The 16539-nt window shown below is 72.3% G+C and carries 16 protein-coding genes and 1 riboswitch; of the genes, 9 read left to right on the top strand and 7 right to left on the bottom strand.

The genetic code is table 11. The features are described 5' to 3' along the window. Positions 1 to 297: 297 nt before the first annotated feature. Positions 298 to 873 (bottom strand): TerD family protein, encoded by a 576-nt coding sequence (locus ACIG5E_RS24850; RefSeq protein WP_396536757.1) that lies wholly within the window; start codon positions 871 to 873, stop codon positions 298 to 300. Positions 874 to 1019: 146 nt separating this feature from the next. Further along, the gene (locus ACIG5E_RS24855; RefSeq protein ID WP_396536759.1) at positions 1020 to 1517 is read right to left on the bottom strand and encodes a hypothetical protein; all 498 of its coding nucleotides are present in this window, start codon (positions 1515 to 1517) and stop codon (positions 1020 to 1022) included. Positions 1518 to 1733: 216 nt separating this feature from the next. Here ACIG5E_RS24855 and arfB point away from each other — a divergent pair, with 216 nt between their 5' ends. After that, positions 1734 to 2165 carry an alternative ribosome rescue aminoacyl-tRNA hydrolase ArfB gene (gene arfB / locus ACIG5E_RS24860; RefSeq protein ID WP_396536761.1) on the top strand — a complete coding sequence of 144 codons (432 nt, stop codon included), beginning with the start codon at positions 1734 to 1736 and terminating at the stop codon, positions 2163 to 2165. A gap of 23 nt (positions 2166 to 2188) precedes the next feature. Here the strand turns inward: arfB and ACIG5E_RS24865 are convergent, their stop codons facing one another. Beyond that, complete coding sequence (locus ACIG5E_RS24865; protein ID WP_396536763.1) at positions 2189 to 2716, bottom strand: flavin reductase family protein; 528 nt, start codon at positions 2714 to 2716, stop codon at positions 2189 to 2191. A gap of 367 nt (positions 2717 to 3083) precedes the next feature. Between ACIG5E_RS24865 and ACIG5E_RS24870 the strand changes: the two genes are divergently transcribed. Further along, positions 3084 to 4874 carry a diguanylate cyclase domain-containing protein gene (locus tag ACIG5E_RS24870; protein WP_396536766.1) on the top strand — a complete coding sequence of 597 codons (1791 nt, stop codon included), beginning with the start codon at positions 3084 to 3086 and terminating at the stop codon, positions 4872 to 4874. Between the two features lie 189 nt (positions 4875 to 5063). Beyond that, the gene (locus ACIG5E_RS24875) at positions 5064 to 6044 is read left to right on the top strand and encodes a hypothetical protein (protein WP_396536768.1); all 981 of its coding nucleotides are present in this window, start codon (positions 5064 to 5066) and stop codon (positions 6042 to 6044) included. 65 nt (positions 6045 to 6109) lie between these two features. Here ACIG5E_RS24875 and nagA read toward each other — a convergent pair whose 3' ends face one another. Both nagA and ACIG5E_RS24885 read right to left on the bottom strand, forming a co-directional pair. Next, a complete protein-coding gene (gene nagA / locus ACIG5E_RS24880) occupies positions 6110 to 7306 on the bottom strand; it encodes an N-acetylglucosamine-6-phosphate deacetylase (protein ID WP_396536770.1) in 1197 nt (398 codons plus the stop codon). Beyond that, positions 7303 to 8250: an ROK family protein gene (locus ACIG5E_RS24885; RefSeq protein WP_396536772.1), complete on the bottom strand. Its 948-nt coding sequence runs from the start codon at positions 8248 to 8250 to the stop codon at positions 7303 to 7305. Before ACIG5E_RS24885 ends, nagA begins: the two co-directional genes overlap by 4 nt. A gap of 330 nt (positions 8251 to 8580) precedes the next feature. Between ACIG5E_RS24885 and ACIG5E_RS24890 the strand changes: the two genes are divergently transcribed. The 3 genes from ACIG5E_RS24890 to otsB all read left to right on the top strand — a co-directional run bounded on the left by ACIG5E_RS24890 (position 8581) and on the right by otsB (position 11039). Further along, positions 8581 to 9834, top strand: coding sequence for an extracellular solute-binding protein (locus ACIG5E_RS24890; protein ID WP_396536774.1), 1254 nt, complete (start codon positions 8581 to 8583; stop codon positions 9832 to 9834). 94 nt (positions 9835 to 9928) lie between these two features. After that, a complete protein-coding gene (locus ACIG5E_RS24895) occupies positions 9929 to 10156 on the top strand; it encodes a DUF3263 domain-containing protein (protein ID WP_396244790.1) in 228 nt (75 codons plus the stop codon). Between the two features lie 58 nt (positions 10157 to 10214). Beyond that, the gene (gene otsB, locus ACIG5E_RS24900; protein ID WP_396536930.1) at positions 10215 to 11039 is read left to right on the top strand and encodes a trehalose-phosphatase; all 825 of its coding nucleotides are present in this window, start codon (positions 10215 to 10217) and stop codon (positions 11037 to 11039) included. On the opposite strand, the gene ACIG5E_RS24905 is transcribed toward otsB, so the two are convergent. Both ACIG5E_RS24905 and ACIG5E_RS24910 read right to left on the bottom strand, forming a co-directional pair. After that, entirely contained in the window at positions 11026 to 12492 is a 1467-nt protein-coding gene (locus ACIG5E_RS24905) for a trehalose-6-phosphate synthase (RefSeq protein ID WP_396536776.1), read from the bottom strand. The genes otsB and ACIG5E_RS24905 overlap by 14 nt on opposite strands. 38 nt (positions 12493 to 12530) lie before the next feature. Then, positions 12531 to 13535 carry a glucosyl-3-phosphoglycerate synthase gene (locus ACIG5E_RS24910; protein WP_396536778.1) on the bottom strand — a complete coding sequence of 335 codons (1005 nt, stop codon included), beginning with the start codon at positions 13533 to 13535 and terminating at the stop codon, positions 12531 to 12533. Between the two features lie 143 nt (positions 13536 to 13678). Continuing rightward, positions 13679 to 13814: riboswitch (SAM riboswitch) on the top strand. 15 nt (positions 13815 to 13829) lie between these two features. Between ACIG5E_RS24910 and thrC the strand changes: the two genes are divergently transcribed. The 3 genes from thrC (at position 13830) to ACIG5E_RS24925 (ending at position 16196) form a co-directional block, all read left to right on the top strand. Further along, on the top strand, positions 13830 to 15125 hold the full coding sequence (gene thrC / locus ACIG5E_RS24915; RefSeq protein WP_396536780.1) for a threonine synthase: 1296 nt from the start codon (positions 13830 to 13832) through the stop codon (positions 15123 to 15125). A gap of 26 nt (positions 15126 to 15151) precedes the next feature. Further along, on the top strand, positions 15152 to 15430 hold the full coding sequence (locus tag ACIG5E_RS24920; protein ID WP_396536782.1) for a ubiquitin-like small modifier protein 1: 279 nt from the start codon (positions 15152 to 15154) through the stop codon (positions 15428 to 15430). Positions 15431 to 15992: 562 nt separating this feature from the next. Then, positions 15993 to 16196, top strand: coding sequence for a cold-shock protein (locus ACIG5E_RS24925; RefSeq protein ID WP_030289665.1), 204 nt, complete (start codon positions 15993 to 15995; stop codon positions 16194 to 16196). Positions 16197 to 16539: the final 343 nt, after the last annotated feature.

Raw genomic sequence — 16539 nt, forward strand, 5'->3', positions numbered from 1 at the left:
GAGGCGGTCGCCGCCAAGGCGAAGGCCGAGGCGCAGGAGGCCCAGGAGGCCCAGGAGGCCCAGCAGGTCCTGGAGGGCGCGTCGCAGGAGCGGCCCGGGCAGCCGGGGCAGCCGGTCGGTGCCGAGGACGCGGAGCAGGACGGGCCGACCGTGGTGGACCTGACGCCCGAGGACGAGACCGAGCTGATCGAGCTGCCGGAGCTGCGCGCCTCGCGCTGCCCCCCCGGCGAACCGCGGGGGGGGGGGGCGCCGCCGGCCCCCACCCCCCCCCCCGCGGCGTTTCCCGGCCGTTCGGCGTCAGATCTGGACGCCGAAGTCCTGGGCGATGCCGGCCAGGCCGGAGGCGTAGCCCTGGCCGACCGCGCGGAACTTCCACTCGCCGTTGTTGCGGTAGAGCTCGCCGAAGATCATCGCCGTCTCGGTGGCGGCGTCCTCGGAGAGGTCGTAGCGGGCGATCTCGGCGCCGCCGGCCGCGTTCACCACGCGGATGTAGGCGTTGCGGACCTGGCCGAAGTTCTGGCCGCGGGCGGTGCCGTCGTAGATGGTGACCGGGAAGGTGATCTTGGCGGCCTCGGCGGGCAGGCCGGACAGGTTGACGTTGATCGACTCGTCGTCGCCCGCGCCCTCGCCGGTCCGGTTGTCACCGGTGTGCACGACGGTGTTGTCCGGGGTGCTGGTGTTGTTGAAGAACACGAAGTGCGCGTTGGACAGCACCTTGCCGTCCGCGTTCAGGACGATCGCGCTGGCGTCGAGGTCGAATTCGACGCCGGTCGTGGTGCGGACGTCCCAGCCCAGGCCGATGCTGACCGCGGACAGGCCGGGGGCCTCCTTGGTCAGCGAGACGTTGCCACCCTTGGAGAGGCTCACTGGCATGGCGATTGCAGTCCCTTCGTTCGCTTTTCCCCGGACAACGCGATACTCCGGCGGCTTGGTTCCGTGGATTCCGTGAATTCTTCGCGGGGTGTCAATCCCGGGCAAAGGACGGGCAATGCGGTGGTCGGGCCGGTCGGTTCCGGGCGTCAGACCCGGGGGAAGCGGCCCTGCAGCGTCCAGATGTTCGGGTTGTCGGCCAGGTCGGGGTGCATGTCGAACAGGTCGGCGAGGGTGTCCTGGAGGAAGTCCCGGGCCTCGCGCCGCAGTTCGCTGTGCCGGACCACGGCGGGCGGCTCGTCCCGCAGCCAGGTCGCGGTGATCTCGACCCAGTTGAAGCGGCGGGCGAAGCGCAGCAGTTCGGTGTTCTGGGTGAAGTCGAGGTCGGCGGTCTGCACCCGGGCGGACCGGGAGCCGTCCGGGTCGCGGTCGAGCTGCTCGACGATGTCGCACAGCGCCCAGGCGAAGTCCAGCACCGGCACCCAGCCCCAGCGGGTGGAGAGCTCGGCGCCCTCGGCGTCCAGGTAGACGTCGCCGCAGAACAGGTCGTACCGCAGCGAGCGCACGGGGGCGGTGCGGTAGTCGGTCTGCGGGGGGTCGGGGAAGCGGTTGGAGAGGGAGTAGCCGAGCTCGATCACGTACGCCATTGTCGGGGCTCGGGGCGCGGCCGGGTAACCGGGGCCCGCCCGAGCCGAAGGGCGCGCCGGTGCCGAAAGGGAGAAACGCGAAAGGGAGAAGCGAGGGAGCGACGGAGGCGCGACGGAGCGCCGACTGTCGGCATCGGGTCCCGAGCGCCCGGAGGCGAGCGGGCGAGTCACTGATAACCGGGTGACCGGGCGGGGCTCGCGCGGGATGATGGGCCCATGTCCGAGCCCATCCGCGTACGGGGGTCGGTGGTCGTCCCCGACGCCGAGCTCGTCTGGCGCTTCTCGCGTTCCTCTGGCCCCGGCGGCCAGCACGTCAACACCTCCGACTCCAAGGTCGAGCTGCGCTACGACGTGGCCGCCTCGAAGGCGCTGCCCGAGGTGTGGCGCACGCGCGCCCTGGAGCGGCTGGCCCACCGGCTGGTGGACGGCCGGGTGCTGGTGATCCAGGCCTCGGAGTTCCGCTCGCAGTGGCGCAACCGGGAGGCGGCCGCGGCCCGGCTGGCGGCGGTGCTGGGCGAGGCGTGCGCGCCGCCGCCGAAGGCCCGCCGCGCGACCCGGCCGAGCCGGGGGATGGTCGAGCGGCGGCTGAACAACAAGCGGCACCGCTCCGAGCTGAAGCAGGGGCGGCGGTCGCCGCGCGGCGAGTAGCCCGGCCCGGTCCCCAGGCCGGTTCAGCCCAGGGAGCGGTAGCCGCCGCGGAAGTAGAGCAGCGGCCGGCCGCCGGGGGCGGGGACGGTGGCCTCCAGGACACGGCCGACCAGCAGGATGTGGTCGCCCGCGGGTATCCGCTGTTCGGTGCGGCACTCGACGGTGGCCAGCGCTCCCTCGATCAGCGGGGCGCCGGTGTGCGCGCCGTGGTGGTGCGGGGTCTCCGCGAACAGCAGCCGGTCGCTGAGCCGGCCCTTCATGGCGAAGCGGGAGCCGAGCGTCTTCTGCCCCTCGGCGAGCACCGAGACCGCCCAGGTGTCGTTCCGGGAGAGCACCTCGTCCATCCGGGAGTCCTCGCGGACCGAGATCAGCACCAGCGGCGGGTCCAGCGACACCGAGAGGAAAGAGGTGGCGGTCATGCCGACGTCCTCACCGTCCTCCTCGTCGTGGACGGTCACCAGGCTCACACCGGCGGCGAGCTGGGAGAGAGCTGCCCGGAACTCGTCGGGCGTGGCGTGGGGGGCAGCTTCGGGCTGCGGGGACGGGTACACGTACCGCACGGTAGTCGTCGCTCGCCGGAAACGGCATCGGGCCGTGGTCGTAGGACCACCGGTGCACGTCCGGTTCCGGTCGGGTGGCGCTCACTCCCAGGAGTGAAGCGGGGGGACCGGAGGGTGCAGTGGGCTTCAGCGCGCGCCCGATGCGGTCGACCACGAGAAATGTTCCGATAGCGCTTTATGTCCCGCTATGGGACAGATGAACTGATTAAGGGTGCATTAGTCTCGTGTGATTTAAGTCACAAGTGGCAGCCTATTGCTGACCGAGCGTGCCGAACGTTGTGCTCCCTGTGATTCAGTTCTTCTGGCAATCGGACGATAACCAATCAAGAACTATCCGAAGCAGCCGGGGAGCCCCCGCATGGAAGCCGAGTCGGAGCCGTACGTCCGTCTCGCGACCCTCCGCACCTTGCACCGGGTCGTGGCGGACCTCAACGCTGCCCGCAGCCTGGCGGGCACGCTGCAGGCCGTCGTCGAGGGCGCGGTGCACGGACTCGGCTTCGACGCCGCCGCGGTCAGCCTGGTCCGGCCGGACGGCGACCTCGTGGTGGCGGCCGTCTGGGAGCTGGAGGAGAGCCCGATGGGCGGGCCCTCCGTGCTGCTCGGCCAGGTCGGATCACGGGAGTCCTGGGACCGGCTGCTCGGCGTCAGCGACCACTGGGGCACCCTGCGCTTCCTCCCGTACGACCGCGGCTGGGCCGTCGCCAGCGACATCCCGCGCTGGATCGGGGACGGCCCGCTGCCCGTCTACGCCAACGACTGGCACCCCGCCGACGGGCTGCTCGCCCCGATGTACAGCGCCGGCGGCGACCTGCTCGGCGTCCTCTCGGTGGACCGCCCGCGCAGCGGCAAGCGGCCCGGGGCGTGGACCCGCGAAGCGCTGGAGATGTTCTCGCTGCAGGCCTCCATCGCGATCGGCAACGCCCGGCTGCGGGCCGAGATGCAGCGCGCGCTGGCCCGGCTGGAGAAGGAGCAGCAGGCCCTGCGGGCCAGCGAGGAGAGCTTCCGGCAGGCCTTCGAGTACGCGCCCAGCGGGATGGCCATCACCGAGCTGCACGGCGCCGGTCGCGGCCAGCTGACCAGGGTCAACGACGCGCTGTGTCGACTGCTCGGCCGCCCCCGCGCGGTGCTGCGCCAGCAGAGCTTCGCCGACCTGGTCCACCCCGAGGACCGCGCCCTGTTGGAACGCACCAGCGCCGAGAGCGGCCGGGCCGAACTGCGGCTGTCCCGGCGGGACGGCGGCTACCAGTGGGTCTGCCTGCGCAACTCGATCGTGGCGGACGCGGCCGAGGGCCCCAGCTTCCTGCTCACCCACGTCGAGGACATCGAGGACCGCAAGCGCCACGAACTCCAGCTCGCCCACCGGGCCAGCCACGACGCGCTCACCGGCCTGCCCAACGGCGCCGAGCTCAAGGCCCGGCTGGCCCGCCGGCTCTGCGCCGAGCCCCAGCCGGTCGGCGCCGCCGCCAAGTCCGGCGAGGCCGGCTACCCGCAGCCCTACGGCTACCCGGCCGACTCGTACAGCGCGCACACCGCTTACGAGGGCCTGGAGGGGGCGGACCCGCACACCGGGCCGGTGCACGGCTACGGGCCGGTCGAGGGCGGCCCGCTGCCCGGATTCGTCGCGGGCTACGGGGAGCACGTGCACGCCGTGGTCCCGGCCGAGTACGGGCCGGGCGGCGACGCCTGGTCCGCGCCGTTCCGCTCCGGCCCGGCGACGCCGGTGGACAAGGGGCTCGCGGTGCTCTTCTGCGACCTGGACGGCTTCAAGTCGATCAACGACCGGTTCGGGCACAACGCGGGCGACTCGGTGCTGGTCGAGGTCGCCCGGCGGCTGAGCGGGGCGGTCCGGGACGGCGACACGGTGGCCCGGCTGGGCGGCGACGAGTTCGTGGTGCTGGCCGACGGGATCGGCCGCGAGGAGGCCAAGGACCTCGCCCACCGGCTGCGCAACGCGATCATCCCGCCGATGCGGATCGACGGCCGGGCGATGCGGGTCGGGGTGAGCCTCGGGATCGGCTGGGCCGGCTGCGGGATGAGCATCGAGGAGGTGCTGCACACCGCGGACGAGCGGATGTACGACGAGAAGCGGGCCCGGGGCGGCGCGGTGCGGGGCGCGCGGGGCGAGCGCTCACACCGGCGCGCGGGCTGACGGCGGCCGCCGGGGGCGGCGGGTCGGTCGGGTGCCGACCACGCTTGGGGGCGCGCAGGTTACCCACGGGTTGTCAAGGGTTCTTTTCCCGCTGTCAGGTATGGCAGGTAGGGTGCGCGGTACGACAGCGTCCATGATCTGCGCCGCCCGCAGCGCGGCGGCGCGCACCGGATGGGGGAACAGACCACCGTGACGACCGCCGGCGACAACGGAGTGCCCGAGGGCCAGGGGGGCGGTGCCCCACAGGACGACGACCCGTTCGGCTACCTCTACCGCCCGGCCGACGGCTCCACCGGACAGCCGGCCGAGCCGCAGCAGGGAGTTCCCCGGACGCCGTACAGCCGGCCGATGGAGGTCGGGCGGGCGCAGTACGGCCCGCCGCGCGCCCAGCAGCCGTACGGCCAGCCCGGTATGGCGCAGCAGCCGTACGGCCAGCAGGGGGTGCCGCCGCAGGGCCCGTACGGCCAGCCGGGCGTTCCGCCGCAGCAGGGCGGCGCGACCGTCCAGCAGTCCCGCTACGCCGAGCACTCCCGGCCGCAGCCGGGGGACGAGCGGCCGAGCAGCGGCCGGAGCAAGGGCGCGGTGATCGGCGCGGTCGCCGTGGTCGCGGCCATCGCGATCGGTGCCGGGATCGCGCTCTCCACCGGGGATCCGGACGGCGACAAGGGCGCCAAGGGCGGCACCACGACCGCCGCCCCGCCGGCGCCCACCACCGCGGCGAGCAGCACCGCCAGCGGGACGGCCTCCCCCTCGGCGAGTGCCACCGCCACCAACGGGCCGTCGACCGTGGACGCCGGCCAGCTGCAGGGCCAGAACGCGCCGTCGGGCAACAGCGTCAAGGGCGCCAAGTCCGCCGACGGCAGCTACCTGACGCTGCAGCAGGGCGGTTCGGTGACCTGGAACGGCCAGGTCGCCACGGCCGGGACGTACAAGCTCACCGTGCACTACAACAACGCCGGGGCGGACGTGAAGGGCGCGGCGTCGGTCAACGGGAAGGACTGGGGGAGCGGGCTGACGTACAAGAACTACGTCCCCGGCAAGGATCCGGCGTCGTCCTGGTACACCACCTGGATACTCCCGCAGTTCCAGGCCGGGGCGAACTCGGTCACCTTCACGGTGCCGTCCGGCCCGGTCCTGATCGACCAGATCAGCGTCGAGCCGAGCAGCTGAGACCGGTCCCGCAGGCGTGAACGGCCGCCCGCCCCTTTCGGGGGAGGGCGGCCGTCGCCGTGCGGTCAGGCGGACTTGACGGTGGGGAACCGGTCGCCGCCGAGGACCCAGCGGCCCTGGCGCATCACGGCGACCAGGTCGTAGCTCGCGGAGTCGACCACGACCAGGTCGGCGAGCTTGCCGGTCTCCAGCGAGCCGATCGAGTCGGCGAGGCCGAGCAGGCGGGCCGGGGTGGCGCAGAGCGACTCGACGGTCTGGTCGAGGGTCAGGCCGTTGACGGTGACCGAGCGCTTGAAGGCCACGTCCAGGGTGAGGGTGGAGCCGGCGATCGCGCCGCCCTCGACCAGCCGGGCCACGCCGTCCTCGACCTGGACCTGGAGGGGGCCGAGGGGGTAGAGGCCGTCGCCCATGCCGGCGGCGCCCATGGCGTCGGTGATCAGGGCGACGCGGGCGGGGCCGGCGGTGCCGTAGGCGAGGTCGAGGACGGAGGGGTGGAGGTGGACGCCGTCGTTGATCAGTTCGACGGTGACGCGTTCGTCCTCCAGCAGCGCCACGATGGGGCCGGGGGCGCGGTGGGCGATGCCGGGCATGGCGTTGAAGAGGTGGGTGGCGACGGTGGCGCCGGCGTCGATGGCTTCGAGGGTGGTGGGGTAGTCGGAGTCGGTGTGGCCGACGGCGGCGATGACGCCGAGGTCGGCGAGCATGCGCACCGAGTCGAGGCCGCCGGGGAGTTCGGGGGCGAGGGTGACCATCCTGGCGTGGCCGCGGGCGGCGTCGACGAGCTTGCGGACGAGGGCGGGGTCGGGGTCGCGCAGCAGGTCGGGGCGGTGGGCGCCGCAGCGGTTGTGGGAGATGAAGGGGCCCTCGAAGTGGATGCCGGCGAGGATGCCGTCCTCGACGAGTTCGGAGAGCACGGCGGCCTGGCGGGCGACGTCGTCGATCTCGCCGGTGACGGTGGAGGCCATCGTGGTGGTGGTGCCGTGTTCGAGGTGGGTACGGGCGGCGAGCAGGGCCTCCTCGGCGATTCCGGAGGCGTAGGAGGCGCCGCCGCCGCCGTGGACGTGCAGGTCCACGAAGCCGGGTACGACGGTGTGGCCGGTCAGGTCGAGGTCGCCCGGCTCGCTCCCACCGCCACCCGCCGCGCTCGTGACGGCCGCGATGCGGGACCCCTCGACGGCGAGGCGGCCTCCCTCGACGACGCCGCCGGGCAGGACCAGTCGGGCGCCGGCCAGGGCAGTACGGTCACGGTCCGCGGTGGTCACGCGGTCACCTCCAAGGAGAGCAGATCCCAGGCGAGCAGGCCCGCGCCCAGGGACGCGGCGGTGTCTTTGAGCATGGCTGGTACGACCTTCGGGGGCACCTGGAAGGTCAGGCGCTCGGTGACCGCCGTGCGCAGCGGAGTGAAGAGCGTGTCGCCGGCCTCGGCCAGCCCGCCGCCGACGATCACCCTCGACGGGTCGAGCAGGCTCTGGGCGAGCACGATGCCGTCGGCCAGGGCGTCGACCGCGTCCTGCCAGACCGCCCGGGCGCGGTCGTCCCCGGCGGCCACCGCGGCGGCGCAGGAGGCCGCGTCGGCGTCGGGGTCGCCGCTGGCCTCGGCCCAGGCGCGGGAGACGGCGGAGGCCGAGGCCAGCGTCTCCAGGCAGCCGCGGCCGCCGCAGCCGCACCGCGGGCCGCCGGGGCGGACCACGACGTGGCCGATCTCGCCGCCGTAGCCGTGCGCGCCGGCCTCGATCCGGCCGTCGATGCCGATGGCGCCGGCGATGCCGGTGCCCAGGGCGATGAACAGGAAGCGGTCGACGCCCCGGCCGGCTCCGAGCCGGCCCTCGGCCAGGCCGCCCGAACGCACGTCGTGGCCGAGCGCCACCGGCATCGCGGGGCCGCCGGGGGCGGCCAGGCGCTCGCCGAGCAGCCCCCGCATCGGGAGGTCGCGCCAGCCGAGGTTGGCGGAGAAGACCGCGATCCCGTTCTTCTCGTCGATCGTGCCGGGGACGGCCACGCCGGCCGCCGCGGGGGCGACGCCGAAGCGGGCGCGGCCCTCGTCGGCCAGGTCGGCGGCGAAGTCGAGGATGGCGGTGACGACGGCGTCGGTGCCGTGCTCCCGCCCGGTCGGTCGGCGTGCTTCGAACAGCACGGAGCCGTCCTGGGCGAGCAGCGCGGCCTTCATGCCGGTGCCGCCTACATCGAGTGCGATGACGTGCTTCACGGAGGACAGTTTCCCTTGGTCTGGTCGAAGAGGTCTAGTCCAGTTGTCGGATTGGTCTGGTCCATACTGGGTGAGCTTTGTCTCGGCCGCGGGGGTGTGCGGGGCTTTGCGCCGAGGGCCGGGGTGAGGGCTTGCGTTCGCCCTTTGTTGCGCATCGTGCAACGAACCGGGGCACTTCGGTAACTACTCGGCGGATGGGGCCGAGTGGTGTGGACCAGTGGGCGAGCCGTTTGGCAGTCTTGCGCTCCCCCTGCCGGATTCCCTCGTCCGGCCGTATTTCCCCCGAAGGCGGTACCCGCGTTGGACAGGCGCGCCCACGTTTCCACCCGTGTGCTCGGAACGGCGCTGGCCGGAGCACTGGTGCTCACCGCGGTCAGCGCGTGCAGTGGGCAGGGCGACGGGCCGGTCACGCTCAAACTGGTCGCCGCGGACTACGGGGAGAACGTCGAGACCAGCTCCAAGCACTACTGGGACGAGGTCTCCAAGGCCTTCGAGGCGGCCAACCCCGGCATCAAGGTCCAGGTCGAGGTGGACAGCTGGACGGACATCGGCAAGAAGGTCGACGACATGATCGCGGCCGGGAAGTCGCCGGACCTGCTGCAGACCGGCGGCTTCGCGGAGCAGGTCGCGGCGGACCGGCTGTACCCGGCCGCGGACGTGCTCTCCATGGACACCCAGGCCAAGTTCATGGACAACTTCTCGCACGCCGGGCAGGTGCTGGGCACCCAGTACGGGATCCCGTTCGTGTCGTCCTCGCGGGTCCTCTTCTACAACAAGGCGATCTTCCGGCAGGCGGGGATCACCCAGCCGCCGACCACCTGGAACGAGCTCCGCGCGGCGGCCGAGAAGATCAAGGCCAAGGTGCCGGGGGTGACCCCGTACGGGCTCCCGCTCGGGCCCGAGGAGGCGCCGGCCGAGTCGATGCTGTGGACGCTGAGCGGTGGCGGCAGCCTCTCCGACGACGTCGGCAACTACACCATCGACAGTGACCAGAACCAGGCGACGTTCGGCTGGCTGAAGAACAACCTGGTGAGCACCGGGCTGACGTACCCGGACCCCGGCAAGATGAACCGCACGCCGGTGTTCCAGGACTTCGCGTCCGGGAAGGTCGCGATGCTCAACGGGCACCCGACGCTGCTGCGGTTGGCGTCCGCCGGGAAGATCGACTTCGGGACGGCGCCGATCCCGAAGAAGGACGGCGTCGGGAGGACCGGGAGCCTCGGGGTCGCGGACTGGATGATGGCGTTCAAGGCCAACGGGCACAAGAACGAGATCAAGAAGTTCCTGTCCTTCGTCTACACCAAGGACTACCAGCTGAAGTTCGACGAGCAGTACAACCTGCTGCCGGTCACCCAGGACGCGTTCAGCCAGATGTCCTCGGACCCCAAGCACGAGGACCTCAAGCAGTTCACGGTCGGGCTGACCAACGCGAGCTTCTACCCGTTCGGGGACCCGGCCTGGGGCGAGGTCAGCAACCGGATCAAGGCGGGGATCGGGCAGGCGGTGACCGGGGACCCGAAGCAGGTGCTCGGCGGGCTGCAGGACGCGGCGATGAAGGAGGCGGCCCGGGTCCGGAAGCAGTAGGACCCTGGGCCGGTCCGTTCGTCGGGGTTCGGCGGGAGAATGACACTCCGTAGGTCCGTGGGGGGATGCGCGGAGGTGTTTTTCGGTGGGTGAGCTGGGCGAGCTGAGTGAGCGGGACCGGGCGGTGCTGGCGCTGGAGGGGCGGCAGTGGCGGACGGCCGGGGCCAAGGAGCGGGCGATCCGGGAGGAGCTGGGGCTCTCCTCCACGCGGTACTACCAGGTGCTGAACGGGTTGTTGGACCGGGAGGAGGCGTTGGCCTTCGCTCCGGTGCTGGTGAATCGCTTGCGGCGGGTCCGGGAGGCGCGGCGGGCGGCCCGCTGACCCACGGGGGTGCTCCGGGGGAGGTGCGGGTATGGGGGTTGGTATGGGTTTCGAGGAGATGGGTGTGCCGGCCACCGATGCCGGGCGGGACGGGTTGCGGGCGATTCTGGCGGCGCCGGGGGATGCGGTGGTCGCGTTGGATTTCGACGGGACCTTGGCGCCGATCGTGGCGGACCCGGGGGCGGCGCGGGCGCATCCGGGGGTGGCGGGGGCGTTGCGGGGATTGGCGCCGGTGGTGGGGGCGGTCGTGGTGGTGACGGGGCGGCCGGCGGGGGTGGCGGCGGAGTACGGCGGGTTCGCGGGGGTGCCCGGGCTGGTGGTGCTGGGGCACTACGGGGCCGAGCGGTGGGAGGGGGGTGCGGTGACGGCGCCGGAGGTGCACCCGGGGGTGGCGGAGGTGCGGGCGGAGCTGCCGGGGGTGTTGGAGCGGGCGGGGGCGCCCGAGGGGACGTGGGTGGAGGACAAGGGGCGCTCGGTGGCGGTGCACACCCGGCGGACGGGGGCGCCGGAGGCCGCGTTGGAACTGCTGCGGGCGCCGGTGGGGGAGTTGGCCACCGAGTACGGGTTGGTGGTGGAGCCCGGGCGATTGGTGCTGGAGTTGCGGCCGCCGGGGGTGGACAAGGGCGCGGCGCTGACCGGGTTCCTGCGCGAGCGCGGGGCGCGGTCGGTGCTCTACGCGGGGGACGACCTGGGGGATGTGGCGGCCTTCGCGGCGGTGGAGAAGCTGCGCGGGCAGGGTCTGGCCGGGCTGCTGGTGTGTGCCGGGGCGGTGGGGGACGCGCCGGTGCGCGAGCTGGCCGACCGGGCGGATCTGGTGGTCGACGGGCCCGAGGGTGTGGTGGAGCTGCTGGGCGCCCTGGGGGAGGCGGTCAGAGGGCGTTGAGCTGGTCGAGGAACCACTGCTGCGGGGGGAGCGCGGTGGCCGCGGCGGCGAGGCGCTTGGTGCGGTCGGCGCGTTCCTCCGGGCTCATGGCGAGGCCGGTGTGCAGGGCCTCCGCGGTGGCGATGACGTCGTAGGGGTTGACGGTGAGGGCGTCGTCCCCCAGTTCGGCGTGGGCGCCGGCCTCGCGGGAGAGGACGAGGGCGCAGCCGTGGTCGGAGACGACGGGGACTTCCTTGGCGACCAGGTTCATGCCGTCCCGGATCGGGTTGACGAGCGCCACGTCGGCGAGCCGGTAGGCGGCCAGTGAGCGCGGGAAGTCGTCGTTGACGTGCAGGATCAGGGGTTGCCAGGTGGGGGTGGCGAACTCGGCGTTGATCTCGTCGGCGAGGCGTCGGACCGCGGCGGTGTAGTCGCGGTACTCGGCGAGGTCGGTGCGGGAGGGGTAGGCGAAGGCGATGTGCACCACCCGGTCGTGCCACTCGGGGCGGGTGCGGAGCAGGTGCCGGTAGGCCTGGAAGCCGCGGACGATGTTCTTGCTCAGCTCGGTGCGGTCGACCCGGACTACGGTGCGGCGGTCGCCGACGGCGGTGCGGAGGGCGGCGAGGCGTTCGTCGACGTCGGGGCGGTGGGCGCGCTCGCGGAGGAAGTCGGCGTCGGCGCCGAGGGCGTGGACGCCCAGCCGGGTGGTGCGGCCGTCGAGGGTGACGGTGAGGGCGTCGTGGTCGACGGTCGCCCCGAGGAGGTCCTCGCAGCAGGCGGCGAAGGCGCGGGCCCAGCGTTCGGTGAGGAAGCCGGCCCGGTCGGCGCCGAGGATGCCGGTGAGGACGGCGCGGGCGACGTCGTCGGGGAGCAGCCGGTAGTACTCGGGCGGGGCCCAGGGGGTGTGGGAGAAGTGGCCGATCCGCAGGTCGGGGCGGGCCTCGCGGAGCAGGGCGGGGGTGAGGGAGAGGTGGTAGTCCTGGACCAGGACTGCGGCGTTCGGGGCGGCTTCGGCGGCCAGGGCGTCCGCGAAGGCGGTGTTGTACGCCTGGTAGGCGGCCCATTCGGTGCGGAAGCCGGCGTCGAAGGAGGGCGCGGTGGGGGTCGCGTAGAGCAGGTGGTGGACGAACCAGAGGGTGGAGTTGGCGACGCCGTTGTAGGCGCGGGCGAAGGTCTGCGGGTCGATGTCCAGCATCCGTACGGCCTGGCCGCCGACCTCGTGCCCGGCGAGGTCGAGGCGGCCGTCGGGGGCCTCTCTCGCGGCCCGGCGGTCGGCGTCGCCGAGGGCGGCGCAGACCCAGACGGCGTTGGGGTCGTCGATCGCGGAGAGGCCGGAGACCAGGCCTCCGCCACCGCGGCGCAGGGTCAGCGTGCCGTCGTCGGCGGTGCTGAACGACACCGGTCCCCGGTTGGAGGCCACCAGGACGGGGGCGGTGCCGGTCGCACTCGAACGTTCGGTCGTGAGATCGCCCATGGTTGGCATGTTGCCAAGGGTCAGTGGTGGCAAACCCTTCAATGACGGGTGGCGTATTCGGGGACGGTGTGCACCGGGGGGCGCTCCAGGGCCGTCACGGGGTGGGTGTGGGCGGTGAAGGCGCGGGTTTCCGGGTCGCGGGTGAACTGGGTGAGGTGGGGGTGGACCAGGTCGGCGGAGGCCTTGAGGCGGTGGGTGCGGTCGAGGCGTTCGAGGGCGGTGCGGTAGATGGTGGCGGCCATCCGGCCGAGGGCCTGGCCGTCCTGGTGGCGGTGGTGCCGGACGCCGACGTCGACCTGTGCCAGGGCGTCCAGTCCGGCCAGTTCCAGCGCGTCGACCAGCAGGCCGAGTTCGACTCCGTAGCCGGTGGGGAAGGGCAGTCGTTCGAGCAGTGAACGGCGGGCCGCGTACTCGCCGCCGAGGGGCTGGACGAAACCGGCGAGTTCCGGCCAGTGGAGGTTGAGCAGGGGGCGGGCGACGAGTTCGGTGACCCGGCCGCCGCCGGCCGGGAGGATCGCACCATTGTCGGTTTCGAGCGGGCGGTCGTACATGGCCTTGACCAGCTGGATCTTCTCGTCGGTCAGCAGCGGGCCAATGATGCCGGAGACGAAGGCCGGGTCGAACTCGCGCAGGTCGGCGTCGACGAAGCAGACGATGTCGCCATGGGTGACCAGCAGGGAGCGCCAGAGCACCTCGCCCTTGCCGGGGACGGCGGGCAGCCGGGTGAGGATCGCGTCGCGGTGCTCCACCCGGGCGCCGGCCTCGGCGGCGACGGCGGCGGTGGCGTCGGTGGAGCCGGAGTCGACCACGACGAGTTCGTCGACGAGGGGGATCCGCTCGATCAGCTCGCGGCGGATGGTGCGGACGATGTCGCCGACGGTGGCCTCCTCGTCGAGGGCGGGGAGGACGACGCTGACGGTGCGGCCGGTGCGCCGCTTGGCCTCCAGCAGGGTGTCCACCGGCCGGTCGGCCGCGCTCCACGAGCGGCGGCGGAGCCAGGACGCCGCCTGCGGGAGGAGTGCGGGGGTCGGTTCGGCGGGCACGGTGACTCTCCTCGGCGGGATAGGTGGAACGGGTCATCTCGCGTGGCGGACGGTCCCGTTCAGGATTGACGCCTTCGGATACAGTCTTCGTACAGCGGTCGGACCTTTGCACGCCAGGGTCGCCGCTGAACCATAACTTCACATGCTCATCCAGAGGGACTGAGGGAACGGCCCGTTGACGTCCCGGCAACCTTCTCGCTCGGCTGTCGTCGACAGGCCCCGGCGGGACAGGTGCCAATTCCGGCCTGTGGCGCGACCGCGCCACGGGGAAGATGAGGAGAGGCCTCCGCCATCATGGCTATCACTGAGACGACCCTTTCTGTCGCCGCACCCGTTTCCGTCGACCTCGGCCCCGCCGCCGCGCTGTCCTGTCGCGAGTGCGGCACCCGCTTCCCGCTCGGCCCCAGCTTCGCCTGCCTGGAGTGCTTCGGGCCGCTGGAGATCGCCTACGAGTTCGGCAGCGAGCGCGCCGAGGAGCTGCGCAAGCGGATCGAGTCCGGCCCCGCGTCCATCTGGCGCTACGCGCCGCTGCTGCCGGTGCCGGCCGACGTGGCTTCGAAGCCCAACCTGAACCCCGGCTGGACCCCGCTGGTGAAGGCGGACAACCTGGGGCGGGAGCTCGGGTTCACCGCGCAGCTGCACGTGAAGGACGACTCCGGCAACCCGACCCACTCGTTCAAGGACCGGGTGGTGGCCTGCGCGATCGAGGCGGCCCGGGCGTTCGGCTACACCACGCTGTCCTGCTCCTCGACCGGCAACCTGGCCGGGGCGGTGGGCGCGGCGGCGGCCCGGGCCGGGTTCCGCTCGTGCGTCTTCATCCCGCACGACCTGGAGCAGGGCAAGGTCGTGATGGCCGGGGTGTACGGCGGCGAGCTGGTGGGCATCGAGGGCAACTACGACGACGTGAACCGCTTCTGCTCGGAGCTGATCGGGGACCCGGCCGGCGAGGGCTGGGGCTTCGTCAACGTCAACCTGCGGCCGTACTACGGCGAGGGCTCCAAGACCCTGGCGTACGAGATCTGCGAGCAGCTCGGCTGGCGGCTGCCGGAGCAGATCGTCATCCCGATCGCCTCGGGCTCGCAGCTGACGAAGATCGACAAGGGGCTGCAGGAGCTGATCAAGCTGGGTCTGGTGGAGGACCGGCCGTACCGGATCTTCGGCGCCCAGGCGGAGGGCTGCTCGCCGGTGTCGGCCGCGTTCAAGGCCGGCCGTGACGTGATCAAGCCGGTGAAGCCGGACACCATCGCCAAGTCGCTGGCGATCGGCAACCCGGCGGACGGCCCGTACGTGCTGGACATCGCCCGCCGGACGGGCGGCGCGGTCGAGGACGTCACGGACGCGGAGGTCGTGGCGGCGATCCGGCTGCTGGCCCGGACCGAGGGCATCTTCGCCGAGACCGCGGGCGGGGTGACCGTCGGCGTGCTGAAGAAGCTGGTCGAGACCGGTCAGCTGGACCCGGCCAGGGAGACCGTCGCGATCAACACCGGCGACGGCCTGAAGACGCTGGACGCCGTCTCCGAGGCCGGGATGACCACCGTCATCCGCCCGACGCTGGACTCCTTCCGCGCCGCCGGCCTCGCGTCCGCCTGAACCACCCCACCCCCGCTAGGAGAGCCATGAGCGCCAACGTCCGCATCCCCACCATCCTGCGCACCTACACCGGCAGCGCCGCCGAGGTGACCGCCGAGGGTGCCACCCTGGCCGAGGTCATCGCCGACCTGGAGAAGAACCACGCGGGCATCTCCGCCCGCATCCTGGACGACACCGGCAAGCTGCGCCGCTTCGTGAACGTGTACGTGAACGACGACGACGTGCGGTTCGCCGAGGGCCTGGCGACCGAGATCAAGGACGGCGCGAGCGTCTCGATCATTCCGGCGGTGGCCGGCGGCTGCTGAGCCGTTCCCGGCCTTCCGACCCGCTTCCGGGTCTGCTTCGCGGCCGCCCGTACGTACGGAATTCCACTCTCCGTATGTGCGGGCGGCCGCTTGCATTTCGGCGGGAATATTTCCGGGTCAAGTCGGAGTAGAGTGTGGCTCGGCTGGGAACAGGGCTTCCCCTTCCGGCCCACGGCGTGGTTCGCCGGAGGGCGTCCGGACGCTGGGGCCGGCCCGGGAAACATGTCAGGCAGATGTCAGAATTCCTGCGGGCATTTGGGTAATTCGTCCGCTATGTCCCGCGCGGAATGCCGAGTTCCTTCCGATTTGCTCGGTGTTGTCTCTTGACGGTGCTGCGGAATTCCCGGCGGTTGACCCTGTTGCAGAGGGCGTCGATCCGGATACATTCAGCGGCGGTCGACGTAATCACCCGCTCACGGAAGCCGTCCGGCGTTCCCGTGGGGAGGATTGCGGCGTGCACGGCTGCGCCCAGGGGGGGTTCCCCGGGCCGGCCTTCAAACCAGACCCGGGCCCGTGACCTGCGGGACCGTGAAGGGCCAGCACAGCACTAGGGGAGTTCGGAATGGCTCAGGGCACCGTCAAGTGGTTCAACGCGGAGAAGGGCTACGGCTTCATCGCGGTCGACGGTGGTGCGGACGTCTTCGTCCACTACAGCGCGATCCAGATGGACGGCTACCGCACCCTCGAGGAGGGCCAGCGGGTCGAGTTCGAGATCTCCCAGGGACAGAAGGGCCCGCAGGCGGACATGGTCCGCGCGGCGGTCTGACCCCTTCCGAATCCAGGAGCTCGGCACGGCCCACGGCTGGTGACCACTCGCTTCTCGACGGGCCCGTACGACACGCGTCGTACGGGCCCGTTCGCGTTCCCGCACGGGCCCGGACGGGAGTCGGTGCGGGCCCGGAGGACGGCTCGCGGGTTGGCGATTGGGCTTGCACTCGACCACCCGGAGTGCTAATCATTGCGTTAGCACTCACAGTGTGAGAGTGACAGCGGACCGGGTCGGTGAGGCCCCCGGGAGCGGTAGGGGAATGGACCTCCGCGCACCAGGGCCGTCCGTCGCGGGCACCCCTTGGTCCGAGCAGTCGACCGTGTCCCGGAGGACCACTTCT

The sequence above is a fragment of the Kitasatospora sp. NPDC053057 genome (assembly GCF_044546945.1).
Lineage (GTDB): Bacteria > Actinomycetota > Actinomycetes > Streptomycetales > Streptomycetaceae > Kitasatospora.

Excerpts from the sequence above, each read along its gene's own strand:
- ACIG5E_RS24850 (WP_396536757.1), bottom strand. The coding sequence starts at position 873 with ATGCCAGTGAGCCTCTCCAAGGGTGGCAACGTCTCGCTGACCAAGGAG.
- ACIG5E_RS24855 (WP_396536759.1), bottom strand. The coding sequence starts at position 1,517 with ATGGCGTACGTGATCGAGCTCGGCTACTCCCTCTCCAACCGCTTCCCC.
- thrC (WP_396536780.1), top strand. The coding sequence starts at position 13,830 with ATGGCTATCACTGAGACGACCCTTTCTGTCGCCGCACCCGTTTCCGTC.
- arfB (WP_396536761.1), top strand. The coding sequence starts at position 1,734 with ATGTCCGAGCCCATCCGCGTACGGGGGTCGGTGGTCGTCCCCGACGCC.
- ACIG5E_RS24870 (WP_396536766.1), top strand. The coding sequence starts at position 3,084 with ATGGAAGCCGAGTCGGAGCCGTACGTCCGTCTCGCGACCCTCCGCACC.
- ACIG5E_RS24920 (WP_396536782.1), top strand. The coding sequence starts at position 15,152 with ATGAGCGCCAACGTCCGCATCCCCACCATCCTGCGCACCTACACCGGC.
- otsB (WP_396536930.1), top strand. The coding sequence starts at position 10,215 with ATGGGTGTGCCGGCCACCGATGCCGGGCGGGACGGGTTGCGGGCGATT.
- ACIG5E_RS24905 (WP_396536776.1), bottom strand. The coding sequence starts at position 12,492 with ATGGGCGATCTCACGACCGAACGTTCGAGTGCGACCGGCACCGCCCCC.
- ACIG5E_RS24925 (WP_030289665.1), top strand. The coding sequence starts at position 15,993 with ATGGCTCAGGGCACCGTCAAGTGGTTCAACGCGGAGAAGGGCTACGGC.